This is a genomic window from Micromonospora sp. NPDC049151 (genome assembly GCF_040648395.1).
Classification (GTDB): domain Bacteria; phylum Actinomycetota; class Actinomycetes; order Mycobacteriales; family Micromonosporaceae; genus Micromonospora.
This window is the reverse complement of the sequence record NZ_JBEZDP010000007.1, coordinates 71717-83963: the sequence shown is the minus strand read 5'-3', so window position 1 is coordinate 83963 and position 12247 is coordinate 71717. Positions and strand designations below refer to the sequence as shown.

Here is a 12247-nt window from a genome sequence, read left to right as displayed (position 1 = left end):
CCGGCCCGCCCTCCGTCAGCCCGCCGAGCGCACACCCCCATGGGCGCGGGCCGGCAGGACCACCCAGGCGAGGACCACGCTCGCGACGAAAACCACGAGAAGGTACGCACTCATTGTAGCCAGCGCGAAGCTCACAGTTCCGGCGGTTGACGCGGCTGCCAGCAACACCGAGCGGCCGAGCCAGCCCAGCGTGGCCGCGTGCAGCGGTGGTGCCGACTGCCGCTTCTCCAGCCGCGCGGTCAGGTCGTAGTGCAGCAGCGTGAGCACCAGGACGTACCCGAAGATCAACCAGGTCGGCGCACGGCCGGCCACCCCGACCGCGATGGCGAACAGATACTCGGCGGCCCGCAACGCGGCCGGCACCAGCCAATCGAGCGGCCCGTCGTGCGGTGCCCGCGAGCCCTGCGCCGCGCCGAGCAGCAGCACCAGCGCGAGCACCGGCACGAAGACCGGCAGGTCACCACCGCCGTGCACCGCGAGCAGCGCCCACACCAGCGTCCCCGCCGCGCCGAGCGCGCCGAGCACCGCCAGCAGCAGCGGTCGCCGCGCGGTGGGCAGCGTCCGCACCAGCAGTCCGTCGTCGCGGTGCAGAGCCGCGTCCACGGTGGTCAGCACCGGCACGCGCATCCACCGCGCCCGCAAGGTCCGCAACCCCCCGGTGTACGCGAACGCCAGCGTGCCCCAGACCAGCACCGCGACCAGCGCCACCAGCGGCCCGAACAGCGCGGCGGCGATCGCGATCAGCGCCCACCGCTCCCCGATCGGGAACACCACAGTGCGCTTCAGCCAGTACGACACCGAGCCGGTGTCCGCCTGCACCCGGGTCGACGCGGCGTTCAGCTTGCCGCCGATGCCGCCCGCGTCGGCGCTCACCACCTTCGGCCGGCGGGCCGCCTCGTCGTGCAGCGCGCCGTACCAGGTGTCGGTCATGTGCCGCACGGTCTGCAACGTCATCGCCGCCAGCGCCAGCGCCCAGCCGTACCGGAACCCGGCGTGCGTGGCGCCGTAGCCCAGACCGGCGTAGACCACGTACTCCTTGAACCGGTCGGCCATCGTGTCCAGCCAGCCGCCCCAGGCGCTGAAGTGCCGGGTGTAGCGGGCGAGCTGCCCGTCCACGCAGTCGAGCACGAAACCCAGGTAGAGCAGGACCGCGCCGGCCACCAGCGCGAGCCGTCCACCGGCGCCGAACAGCACCGCCGCGGCCACCGCGAACGCCACCGAGACCATGGTGACCCCGGTCGGGCCGATCCCGATGCGGGCGGCGGCCTTCGTGACGTACGGGGACCAGGTGCTGACGAAGAACGTGGTGAAGAAGTCGTCGCGCTCCTTCACCGACAGCTTCAACTCGGCCCGGTCCTCGTCGACGGCGGCCACCGCCGCCTCGGCCGCCGTCCGCTGCGCCTCGTCGCCGACCCGGTGCGCCACGAGCAGACGTACCCTCTGGGCGAAGATCAGCGTGCCCCGGGCGGCGAGGTCGGCCACGAGCCGGTCCACCGCGCGCAGCGGCCCGCCCCCGGCGGCGCGGCGGGCGGCGTCGGCGAGCGCCGGCAGGTCGGCCGCGCCCACCCGCAGCGCGCCGCCGAAGACGCCGCTCGCGTCGGCGGCGCCGACCTCGACCACCTGCCCGCGCTCCTCGCGCACCGTGGCCTGCCCGGGAGCGGGCGGATCGGTGAGCACCAGCGCCACCGTCGGCCCGACCGGGCTGGTCGCGAGATGCTTGAGTACGGCCGTGTGCGCCACCAGGTCCGCGCCGCTCACCAGCACCGGGCCGGTCGCGGCGGCCACCAGGTCGGCCAGCTCGGTCAGGTCGGCGGCGACGCGCACGTCGTCCGCCCCGGCCCGGCGCCACTGCGCGGCCAGGCGTTCGGCGAGCGATTCCCCGTCGGGTCGGCCCGCCGCCGGTCCGGCGGCGAGCACGATGGCGAGCGTCACCGCTTCGCCGCGTCGGCGTAGGCGGCCAGCGCCTCGTCGATCGTCCCGTCGACGATCAGCCGTCCGGCGTCGAGGTAGAGCCCCCGACGGCAGAACCGGGTGAGGTCCTTGTCGTTGTGTGACACCAGCACCAGCGTGCGCCCTTCCGCGAGAAGTCGCTCGATGGTCGCATAGCACTTCGCGCGGAACTCCGCGTCCCCGACCGCTGTCACCTCGTCCACAAGCAGCACCGGGTGCGGCAGGTGCGCGATCACCGCGAAACCCAGCCGCACCTTCATCCCCGACGAGTAGTGCCGCACCGACGTGTCGATGGCGCGTTCCACCTGCTCACCGGCGAACGAGACGATCTCGTCGAAGTGCTCCCGCAGGTACGCCGTCGAGAGCCCGTGCAGCCCGCCCACCAGATACAGGTTCTCCCGGCCGGTCAGATCACCGGAGAACCCGGCGGACAGTTCGAGCAGCGGCGCCACCCGGCCCTGCACCCGGATCGACCCCTCGTCCGGGATGAGCACACCGGCGATCAGCCGCAACAGCGTGCTCTTGCCGGTGCCGTTGCGGCCCACCACGCCCAGCGTCTCGCCCGGCTCGACCCGGAACGACAGGTCACGCAGCGGCCAGAACCGGCCCGCGTCCGGGTCACGGGCGCCCCGGTGCACGATCAGCTCCCGCAGCCGCAACTGCCGGCGCCGGTTGCGGACGAACCGGATGCCGAGCCCGTCCGCCTCGATGATCGGGGCCATTCAGAGTTCCTTCAGCACTGCCGGTTCGAGCCGGTGGAACGCCCACCAGCCGAGCGCCAGCACCAGCACGCTGCCGGACACCGTGATGGTGAGCAGCCGGGCGTCCGGGAACTCGTCCGGATACCAGACCGCGTGGTGCAGCTGGAAGATCCCGACCAGCGGGTTCAGCTCGTACCCGAGCTTGACCCAGCCCGGCATGCCGGACTGCCGCACCAGGTCGAACGGATAGATGATCGGAGTCGCGTAGAACAGCAGCCGGATGACCAGCCGCATCGTGCGCTCGATGTCGCGCATCAGCACGTTGCCCGCCGACAGCAGCAACGCCAGGCCCACCAGCAGCACGAACTGCACCGCCACGGCGAGCGGCAGGGCCAGCAGGCTCCAGCCGGGGCGGATCTTCCCCTGGCTCGCGTAGATCGCCGCCACGGCGGCCAGGATCGGCAGCCCGGCCAGGTACTCGGCGAACCGGCCGGCGACCCGGCCGATCGGGAAGATCGGCCGGGGCAGGTTCATCGTGGTGATCAGCCGGGACTGCCCGGTGAGCGCGTTCGCGGCCTCGGTCAGCGCCGAACTCGCCCACATCCAGGCGAAGATGCCGGTGATCAGGAACAGCGGGTACGACCCGGCCGCCTCACCCAGGTGCCGCCGCGTCGCGCCGGAATAGAGCACGCCGAAGACGAACCAGTAGATCAGGCCCATGCCGAGCGGCTCGATCAGCGACCAGAAGTAGCCCAGCACCGACTGCTGGTACTTCACCGCGAGATCCCGCCGGACCAGGATGCGCAGCGAGGTGCGGGCGGACCAGAGCGCCGCGACGCCTGACGTCACCGCATCATGGTCGCGTCTTTTCCGTGCCGGCGCGTCGGCCGTCCGCGCCGGGTCACCCCAACGAGGTCAGCACTCGATCACGTTGACCGCGAGCCCGCCCCGCGCGGTCTCCTTGTACTTGACCTTCATGTCCGCGCCGGTCTCCCGCATGGTCTTGATGACCTTGTCCAGCGAGACGTGGTGCACCCCGTCCCCGCGCAGCGCCAGCCGGGCCGCGGTGATCGCCTTGATGCTGGCCACCGCGTTGCGCTCGATGCACGGGATCTGCACCAGGCCGCCCACCGGGTCGCAGGTCAGCCCCAGGTTGTGCTCCATGCCGATCTCGGCGGCGTTCTCCACCTGCTCCGGCGTACCGCCGAGCGCCTCGGCCAGCCCGGCCGCCGCCATCGAGCACGCCGAACCGACCTCGCCCTGGCAGCCCACCTCGGCCCCGGAGATCGACGCGTTCTCCTTGAACAGCACGCCGATCGCGCCGGCCGCAAGCAGGAACCGGACCACCCCCTCCTCGGAGGCGCCCGGCACGAACCGGGTGTAGTAGTGCAGCACGGCCGGGATGATCCCGGCGGCGCCGTTCGTCGGCGCGGTGACCACCCGCCCGCCGGCCGCGTTCTCCTCGTTGACCGCGAGCGCGAACAACGTCACCCAGTCCATCGCGCGCAGCGGATCCTGGCTGCCGGTCTCCGCCTCCAGGCCGCGCCGCAGCTCGGCCGCGCGCCGCCGGACCTTCAACCCACCCGGGAGTACGCCGTCGCGGGTGCAGCCGCTCTCCACGCACTCGCGCATCACCCGCCAGATCTCCAGCAGCCCCGCCCGTACGTCCGCCTCGCTGCGCCAGGACAGCTCGTTGGCGAGCATCACCTCACTGATCGACAGGCCGGTGCCGGTGGTGACAGTGAGCAGTTCCGCGCCGGTGAGGAAGGGGTGCTTCACCCGGGTGCTGTCCGCCTTGATCCGGTCCGCCCCGGCCGCCGCCTCGTCCACCACGAACCCGCCGCCGACCGAGTAGTACGTGCGCGACCGCACCTCGTTCCCGGCCGCGTCGTACGCCGCGAACGTCATCCCGTTCGGGTGGTACGGCAACGAGCGCCGGCGGTGCAGCACCAGATCCGCGTCCGGGTCGAAGTCGATCCCCTGACTGCCGAACAGGTCGAGCCGCCGCTGCGTACGGATCCGCTCCACACGCGGCCCCACCGAGTCCGTGTCGACGGTCTCCGGGACCTCCCCCTCCAGCCCCAGCAGCACCGCCCGGTCACTGCCGTGCCCGTGCCCGGTCGCGCCGAGCGAACCGAACAGCTCCGCCCGTACCCGCGCCACGTCGGCGAGCTGCCCGTCGGCCTTCAGGCCCGCCACGAACGTACGAGCGGCCCGCATCGGCCCGACGGTGTGCGAGCTGGACGGCCCGATACCGACGCTGAAAAGATCGAAAACACTGATCATTTTGCTGCTTTCCTCGCCGTCGTCCCCGTTGTGCGGATCCGAGCCGGTGCGTGGGTGCCGCGCCCGCCGGGCGGGTAGACGGCCGGCGCCCGGGGTGGGGGCGCCCGACCCGCGAGCCTACCTCGCCCCCATGAATACCCGCCCCCACTCCGCCACATGCCCAACGCCCCGGCCCGGCCTCGCCCCCTACCCGCTCCTTGTCGGGCCACCTCCCCGGCGGGCGATCCCTCAGGCCCCTCCACTCCTCGTCGATCTAGGAGTTGTGGCACCCGGAATAGCCCATTTCACGGCATACGAGAACCGCCACAACTCCAAGATCGGCGGACCCACCCCGGGCTCACGGCTCACGGCTCGGAGCTCCGAGATCTTGGTACCAAACGGCCCCATAGGGGCACTTTCCTACCAAGATCTTCACTGATCCCAGTCGACGAGACGCATGTCTCGCAAGGCGGTCAGCACTCGACGCAGCAACCAGCCGGACGGCGTCCCCCGCCCTCACTCACCCCGCCGCTCCCGCGATCTTGCAGTTGCAGCCCTCGCCAAAGGTGCGAATCGGGCACAACGAGGGCCGCAAGTGCATGATCGACGGGCGTGGGGAAGGAGGGGGCGCGGGCTCGGCTCGAGCGTGGCCTGGCTGAGCAGGGCCGGAGCATTGCGGACGGCGTCGCAACGGGGAGTGATCGTTGAGCGGCCGATCAGGCGGCGGCCGGTGGATCTGCTGCGGACGGCAGAGGGCGACGGCGGCAGAGGGCGACGGCGACAGAGGACACAGGGGCGAGTCGGTGGGGGCGGTCCGGGGTAAGTACCTACGGGTGCCCGGGTCGCCGATCCTCCTCGGGGCTGAGGGCGCGGCGCGTACCCCTCTCTACCGTGGAATCAGCGCGGCGGATCGCCGCAGAAGTGGGAGACGACGATGAGTCGCAAACTGGTCCGGCCCCGTGAGGGGCGCATGATCGCCGGTGTCTGCGCCGGCCTGGGGCAGCGGTTCGGCATGTCCGCCGGGATGGTCCGGCTGCTGTTCCTGCTGTCGCTGCTGCTGCCCGGCACCCAGGTCATCATCTACCTGGTCCTGTGGATCCTGATGCCGAACGAGGACCGCTACCTCGCCACCCGCTGACGCGAGACGAGCCGGGACACCGGCACGCGAACGCGCCCGCCCCTGACCATCGGGGCGGGCGCGCGGCGTACTGCGCGGTCAGGGTGCCGCGTAGGTGACAGTCACCTTCTCGTACCCGAGGGAGCGCAGCAGCCCTTCGAGCATCTTGCGGGTGTTCTCCTCGGCCCGGGCGGCGAGCCCGCTGTCCCGGGCGGCGGCGGTGATCCGGTCCTCGGCGAGCTTGTAGACCTGCTGCTGCCGGTTGGGGTCGCCGGCCACCAGGTCGTTGAGCCGGTTGATCAGGCCGCGCTGCTCGGCGAAGACGTAGCTCTTGTCCATGTCCAGATCTGTCTCGCCGAGCTGCGGCGCGGGCAGCTTGATCTCGGCGGACTTGCCGTCCTCGGAGACGACGACGGCACCGTCGGCGATCTTCGCGAAGTCGACGTACGCCTCGACCCGGCCCGCCCCGACGAACAGCGTGCGCTCGTTGAGCAGGAAGTCGGGCACGTTGCGCCGGTCGTTCTGCACGTCGACCACCACCTGGAAGTTGCCCTCGGCGGCGACGTAGCGGCTCAGGTCACGAATCGACTTGAGCAGCGGCGGCTGGCTGCGGTCGGTCTGCTCCTTGGCGAACGGGTTGCGGAAGTCGGGCAGCAGGCCGCTGGCCTGCACGCCGAGCATCACCACCACCGCCAGCGCCGCGGCGCCGAGCACCCAGAGCAGGCCGCGTGCCGCACCGCCGCCCGACGCCGGGGCGCCCGGCGCGGGGTCGTGCTCCGCCTCGGGCGAGCCCTCCGCCCGGTCGCGAAGGGAGTCGCTGGTGGGGTATTCCGGGAACTCCCGGGTGGGCTCGTTGTCACCGTCGCGGGCCATCGCCCTCACCGTCCTCGTCCGACACTGTGCTCGCCCGACACATCGCTGCTCGCCCGACCCATCGCTGCTCGTCCGACCCATCGCTGCTCGTCCGACCGATCGAAGCTCGCCCGACCCATCGAAGCCCGGCCGACACATCGACTGACAATGACGGTACGGCCACCGTGCGACACTCGCGCGCCGAGCGACCCGATCGGGTGAAACCGCAGGTCAGGCGAACGCGGACAGGCCGGTGAGCCGCTGGCCGATGACGAGCTGGTGGATCTCGGAGGTGCCCTCGTACGTCAGCACGCTCTCCAGGTTGTTGGCGTGCCGCATCACCGGGTACTCCCCCGAGACGCCGTTGGCGCCGAGGATCGTGCGGCACTGCCGGGCGATGGCGAGCGCCTCGCGCACGTTGTTCAGCTTGCCCACGCTCACCTGGTCGGGCCGCAGCGTGCCCGCGTCGGCGAGACGGCCCAGGTGCAGCGCGAGCAGCATGCCCTTGTTCCACTCCACCGCCATGTCGGCGAGCTTGGCCTGGGTGAGCTGGAACCCGGCGAGCGGGCGGCCGAACTGGGTGCGCGTGGTCGCGTACTCCAGGGCGGTCTCCAGGCAGTCGCGGGCCGCGCCGAGCGCGCCCCAGACGATGCCGTGCCGGGCCTCGGTCAGGCACCCCAGCGGCGCCTTGAGCCCGATCGCCTCGGGCAGTCGCGCGTCAGCCGGCAGCCGGACGTCGTCGAGCGCGATCTCGCCGGTGAGGGACGCGCGCAGCGACATCTTGTGCCGGATCTCGCGCGCCGTCACCCCGGGCGTGTCCATGGGTACGGCGAAACCGCGCACCCCCTCGTCGGTACGCGCCCAGATCACGCCCACGTCGGCGATCGGCGCATTGGTGATCCACAGTTTGCTGCCGTTGAGGATCCAGTCGTCGCCGTCGCGGCGGGCCCGGGTGGCCATCGAGCCGGGGTCGGAGCCGTGGTCGGGTTCGGTGAGCCCGAAGCAGCCGATCGCCTCACCGGCCGCCATGGCGGGCAGCCAGCGCTGCTTCTGCTCCTCGCTGCCGTAGCGCCAGATGGCGTACATGGCCAGCGATCCCTGCACCGAGACCAGGGACCGGACGCCGGAGTCGCCGGCTTCCAGCTCCAGGCAGGCCAGCCCGTACGCGACAGCTGACGCGCCGGCGCAGCCGTACCCGGTCAGGTGCATGCCGAGCAGGCCGAGCTTGCCGAACTCGCGGGCCAGTTCACGGGCCGGCACCTGGCCGTCCTCGTACCAGCCGGCGACGTGCGGGCGTACCCGGTCGGTCACGAGCCGGCGCACGACGGTGCGGATCTGCCGCTCCTCCTCGCTGAGCGAGGCATCGATGTCGAGCAGGTCCAGAGGAGTCATGGCGTCACCTTAACCAAGACTCAGGGAGGCGTCACTCGCCCTGGTCACCGAGGACGAGCACGCGCGCGTGGATCTGGTTGCGCTGCTGGAGCGCCGCGCGCAGCGCCCGGTGCAGGCCGTCCTCCAGGTAGAGGCCGCCGTTCCACTGGACCACGTGCGGGAAGAGGTCGCCGTAGAAGGTGGAGTCCTCCGCGAGCAGCTTGTCCAGCGCCAGTTCGCGCTTGGTGGTGATGAGCTGGTCAAGCCGCAGCGGGCGCGGCGGAATCTCGGCCCACTGCTTCAGCGTGAGGTTGTGCTCCGGGTAGGGACGCCCGTCCCGGACCGCCCTGAAGATCACGGCGTGCTCTCCTCCCCAGGCCAGGCTGACAATGTGGATGTCAGCCTAACCGCTCAGGTCCACCGTCCCCGCCGCACCACATCCTGCACCGGACGCCGCCCTCGGCGCAGCGACGGTGACCGGTGGTCGACGGCCCGGTAACCGATAGTCAACGCACCGATCGGGTGCAGTTCCGGCGGTACCCCGAACGCCTCCCGGTACGCCCCGATCCGTTGCGGCGGGATGCCGAAGAAGCAGGCGCCCAGCCCTTCGTCCACGGCGGTGAGCAGCATCAGCAGCGCCGCGAAACCGGTGTCCACGTACCAGTAGGGCACCGGCCAGCGGTCCTCGTCGCGGTCTGCCCAGCCCTTGTCCGGCTCGGCGTAGCGGTCCAGGTAGGCGTCGCGGTTGGCGTGCGGCACCACGATCAGCGGCGCCCGGCGCATCCCGGCCAGCCAGCGTTCCCGGCCGCCTCCGCCCGGCGTGGTGGCGGCCCAGAACCGTTCCCGGTCCGCCGGTTCCTCAAGCACCAGGAAGCCCCAGCCCTGGGAGAACCCGGCCGACGGGGCCCGGACGGCGTGGTCCAGCAGCCGGTCCACCACCTCCGGCGGCACCGGCCGGTCGGGGTCGTAGTTGCGCACCATCCGGCGGCGCCGGACGACGTCGGCGAACTCCACGCTCAGACCTCCGGGCGGACGCCCCAGGCGCCCCGCCAGGTCTGCCCCGGCTCCAACATGATCAGATCCCGGCCGGAGCGGAACGCGTCGGGCGGGCAGGTCATCGGCTCCACCGCCACCGAACGGCGGTGCCGTTCCCCGCCGAGCGTGTCCCCGGTGAACACCTGCCACCAGCCGAACTCGCGGTCCGCCCAGATCCGCAGCCCGGACGAGCCGTCCGGCGCGCTCAGCACCACCGCCGAGCCGCCGTCGGCGTCCCGCTCGACGTCACCGAACGCGGTGTCGAGCACCAGGTCGCCGATCGGGCGCGGGCTGGTGAAGTCGAACTCGGAGCCGGTCACCTCGGCGGCGGCGACCGGCAGCAGGCGGCTGTCCACCAGCACCCGCCGCCGGGCCGGCACGCGCAGCCGCATCTCGTTCACGCCGACCTTCGGCAGTTGGAGGTACGGGTGCACGGAGAAGCCGAACGGCGCCGGCTCGCCGGAGAGGTTCGTCGCCTCGTGCTCGGCCCGCAGGCCGTCCGGGCCGACGCTCCACCGGGCCCGCAGCCGCAGCGCCCACGGGTAGCCGGGGCTGGGCGGCAGGTCGTAGCCGATGGTGACGCTGTCCGCCGACTGCTCGATCGGCTGCCACCGCGCCCAGTTGACCAGGCCGTGCAGGGCGTTGTGCCGCTCCGGCTCGGTGAGGTCGAGCTGCAACGACCGCTCCCCCACCGTGTAGGCGCCGTCGCGGATGCGGTTCGGCCACGGCGCCAGCACCTGCCCGGCCGAGCCGGGGCAGACCTCGTCCTCGGCGTACCCGTCGAGGTGGTCCACGCCGTCGAAGCGGTAGGCCCGCAGCCCGCCGCCGACCTCGACCACGACGGCCTCGTGGCCGTCGGCGGCGATGGTCCACTGTATACCGGACGGTGGCTGCACGTCGATCCCCATGCCGGCGACCCTACCGTCAGCGCCGGTCCTCGGCGGGGGTGACCGAGCGATAGCGCAGCAACGCCGGGAACGCCGCCACCAGCAACACCGCCAGGACGGCGGCGGCGATACCGCCTCCGACCATGGCGAAACCGGTGCCGAAGGCGGCGGCCGTCGCACCGGCGCGCAGGTCGCCCAGGCGCGGGCCACCGGCCACCACCACCGTGTTCACGCCCTGGAGGCGGCCCCGCATCCGGTCCGGCGCGTAGACCAGCAGCATCGACTGGCGCAGCGTGGCGCTGACCAGGTCGGCGGCGCCGGCGACGCCGAGCAGCACCACGGCGAGCCACAGGTGCCCGGCCAGGCCGGCGAGCGCGATCGCCACGCCCCAGGCGACCACCGCCACGGTGAGCGCCAGCCCCTGCCGGCGTACCCGGCCGATCCACCCCGAGGTCAGGCCGCCGAGCATCGCGCCGATGGCGATGGAGCTGTAGAGCCAGCCCACCGCCGACGCGCCGCCGAAGCGTTCCTGCGCCAGTTCCGGGAAGAGCGCCCGCGGCATGGCCAGGATCATCGCGATCAGGTCGATGGCGAAGGAGAGCAGCAGCACCCGCGTGGTGGCCAGGTAGCGGAAGCCGTCGACGATGCTGGCGAATCCGGCCTTGCGGACGCCGCCGCCCGGGTCCGGCGCGGGCGGCATCGCCGGCAGCCGCAGCGTGGCCCAGAGCGCCGCGGTGTACAGCAGCGCGTCCGCCGCGTACGCGATGGGCAGGGCCGTCTCGACCTGCCACCCGGCGAAGATCAGGCCCGCGGCGAGCGGGCCGAAGACGGCGGCGGCGGTGAACGTGGTGAAGTTCAGCGTGGTGGCCGCCGGGACCAGCTCGGCGGGCACGAGCCGGGGCAGGATCGCGCTGCGGGCCGGCGAGGTGATCGCGAATGCCGTCGACTGGAGGCCCACCAGCAGCAGGAGCAGCAGCGGGCTGCGCACCCCGGCCAGCGACTGCACCAGCAGCCCCAACGTCGAGGCCCAGAGCACGCAGCCGCCGACGAGCAGCACCCGGCGGCGGTCCCGGGCGTCGGCGATCGCGCCGCCCCACAGCCCGAACACCAGCAGCGGCACGAACCCGGCGATGCCCAGCAGACCGACCCAGAGCGAGCCGCCGGTCAGGTCGAACATCTCCACCGGCACCGCCACGGCGGTGAACTGGAAACCGAACATGGCGACCGCGTTGCCGGTCCACACCCGCCGGTACGCGGGCACGCGCAGCGGGCGCAGGTCGATCGCCCAGCGGCGCGGTTCCCGCCGCCCGGCCTTTGTGACATCGGTCACGGCGCGAGCCGCTCGACCACGAAGAACCCGCCCTCGGTACGCCGGAAGCGCAGCCGGTCGTGCAGCCGGCTGGCCCGGCCCTGCCAGAACTCGACAGTCTCCGGACGCACCCGGAACCCGCCCCAGTACGGCGGCGCGGGGATCGGCTCCACGTCGGCGAACCGCTCGGCCGCCGCCCGGTACGCCGAGTCCAGCGCGACCCGGTCCGGCACCACAGTCGACTGGGTGCTGGCCCACGCCCCGAGCTGCGAGCCGCGCGGCCGGCTGGCGAAGTACGCCTCGGTCTCGGCGCGGTCCACCCGCTCGACCCGGCCGGTCACAGTCACCTGCCGCTGCATCGGAAACCACGGGAACACCAGGCTGGCCCACGGATTCGCGGTCACCTCGGTGCCCTTGCGCGAGCCGTGATTGGTGTAGAAGACGAAGCCGTCCGGGTCGTACCCCTTGAGCAGCACGGTGCGGCCGCTGGGCCGCCCCCGGTCGTCGGCCGTGCCGAGCACCATCGCGTTCGGCTCGGGCAGCGGATGGGCCACCGCGTCGGCGAACCAGCGGGCGAACTGGGTGTGCCAGTCCGGCGCCAGGTCCGTCTCGGTCAGGCCCAGGTCGGCGGCGTACTCGTTACGCATGCCGGCCGGGGCGGGTGTGTCGCCTGTCACTGTGGTTGTCCCTCTCCCGGGCGTGCCGGCGTCCCCCGACGCTGGCCAGGCCCCGGTACCCAGTCTTCTCCTACTCTCACCGA

12 protein-coding genes are annotated in these 12247 nt (G+C 72.4%); 1 reads left to right on the top strand and 11 read right to left on the bottom strand.

What is annotated here, in order from left to right:
- Positions 1–15 precede the first annotated feature (15 nt).
- The 4 genes from AB0B20_RS10760 to AB0B20_RS10745 form a co-directional block, all read right to left on the bottom strand.
- Positions 16–1932 carry a DUF5941 domain-containing protein gene (locus AB0B20_RS10760; protein WP_357469858.1) on the bottom strand — a complete coding sequence of 639 codons (1917 nt, stop codon included), beginning with the start codon at positions 1930–1932 and terminating at the stop codon, positions 16–18.
- Positions 1929–2672 (bottom strand): ABC transporter ATP-binding protein, encoded by a 744-nt coding sequence (locus AB0B20_RS10755; protein WP_357387615.1) that lies wholly within the window; start codon positions 2670–2672, stop codon positions 1929–1931. The genes AB0B20_RS10760 and AB0B20_RS10755 overlap by 4 nt, the downstream gene beginning before the upstream one ends.
- A complete protein-coding gene (locus tag AB0B20_RS10750) occupies positions 2673–3500 on the bottom strand; it encodes an ABC transporter permease (protein WP_357469855.1) in 828 nt (275 codons plus the stop codon).
- Between the two features lie 66 nt (positions 3501–3566).
- A complete protein-coding gene (locus tag AB0B20_RS10745; protein ID WP_357469852.1) occupies positions 3567–4937 on the bottom strand; it encodes an L-serine ammonia-lyase in 1371 nt (456 codons plus the stop codon).
- 913 nt (positions 4938–5850) lie between these two features.
- Between AB0B20_RS10745 and AB0B20_RS10740 the strand changes: the two genes are divergently transcribed.
- Positions 5851–6054 carry a PspC domain-containing protein gene (locus AB0B20_RS10740; protein WP_357387609.1) on the top strand — a complete coding sequence of 68 codons (204 nt, stop codon included), beginning with the start codon at positions 5851–5853 and terminating at the stop codon, positions 6052–6054.
- Positions 6055–6132: 78 nt separating this feature from the next.
- Here AB0B20_RS10740 and AB0B20_RS10735 read toward each other — a convergent pair whose 3' ends face one another.
- From AB0B20_RS10735 to pdxH, 7 genes are all read right to left on the bottom strand, one after another.
- Positions 6133–6906 (bottom strand): DUF4230 domain-containing protein, encoded by a 774-nt coding sequence (locus tag AB0B20_RS10735; protein ID WP_357387607.1) that lies wholly within the window; start codon positions 6904–6906, stop codon positions 6133–6135.
- A 210-nt stretch (positions 6907–7116) separates the two neighbouring features.
- Positions 7117–8277, bottom strand: coding sequence for an acyl-CoA dehydrogenase family protein (locus AB0B20_RS10730; RefSeq protein ID WP_357387605.1), 1161 nt, complete (start codon positions 8275–8277; stop codon positions 7117–7119).
- Between the two features lie 31 nt (positions 8278–8308).
- Positions 8309–8614, bottom strand: coding sequence for a type II toxin-antitoxin system VapB family antitoxin (locus tag AB0B20_RS10725; protein ID WP_013283726.1), 306 nt, complete (start codon positions 8612–8614; stop codon positions 8309–8311).
- 53 nt (positions 8615–8667) lie between these two features.
- A complete protein-coding gene (locus tag AB0B20_RS10720) occupies positions 8668–9270 on the bottom strand; it encodes a nitroreductase family protein (RefSeq protein ID WP_357387603.1) in 603 nt (200 codons plus the stop codon).
- 2 nt (positions 9271–9272) lie between these two features.
- Positions 9273–10199, bottom strand: a complete 927-nt coding sequence (locus AB0B20_RS10715) for an aldose 1-epimerase family protein (protein WP_357469849.1) — start codon at positions 10197–10199, stop codon at positions 9273–9275.
- 16 nt (positions 10200–10215) lie between these two features.
- Entirely contained in the window at positions 10216–11508 is a 1293-nt protein-coding gene (locus AB0B20_RS10710) for an MFS transporter (protein ID WP_357387599.1), read from the bottom strand.
- Positions 11505–12134, bottom strand: a complete 630-nt coding sequence (gene pdxH / locus AB0B20_RS10705) for a pyridoxamine 5'-phosphate oxidase (protein ID WP_357470028.1) — start codon at positions 12132–12134, stop codon at positions 11505–11507. Before pdxH ends, AB0B20_RS10710 begins: the two co-directional genes overlap by 4 nt.
- Positions 12135–12247 lie beyond the last annotated feature (113 nt).

Coding starts and splice junctions, on each gene's coding strand:
- AB0B20_RS10735 (WP_357387607.1), bottom strand. CDS start 6,906: ATGGCCCGCGACGGTGACAACGAGCCCACCCGGGAGTTCCCGGAATAC.
- AB0B20_RS10745 (WP_357469852.1), bottom strand. CDS start 4,937: ATGATCAGTGTTTTCGATCTTTTCAGCGTCGGTATCGGGCCGTCCAGC.
- AB0B20_RS10715 (WP_357469849.1), bottom strand. CDS start 10,199: ATGGGGATCGACGTGCAGCCACCGTCCGGTATACAGTGGACCATCGCC.
- AB0B20_RS10740 (WP_357387609.1), top strand. CDS start 5,851: ATGAGTCGCAAACTGGTCCGGCCCCGTGAGGGGCGCATGATCGCCGGT.
- AB0B20_RS10730 (WP_357387605.1), bottom strand. CDS start 8,277: ATGACTCCTCTGGACCTGCTCGACATCGATGCCTCGCTCAGCGAGGAG.
- pdxH (WP_357470028.1), bottom strand. CDS start 12,134: ATGCGTAACGAGTACGCCGCCGACCTGGGCCTGACCGAGACGGACCTG.
- AB0B20_RS10755 (WP_357387615.1), bottom strand. CDS start 2,672: ATGGCCCCGATCATCGAGGCGGACGGGCTCGGCATCCGGTTCGTCCGC.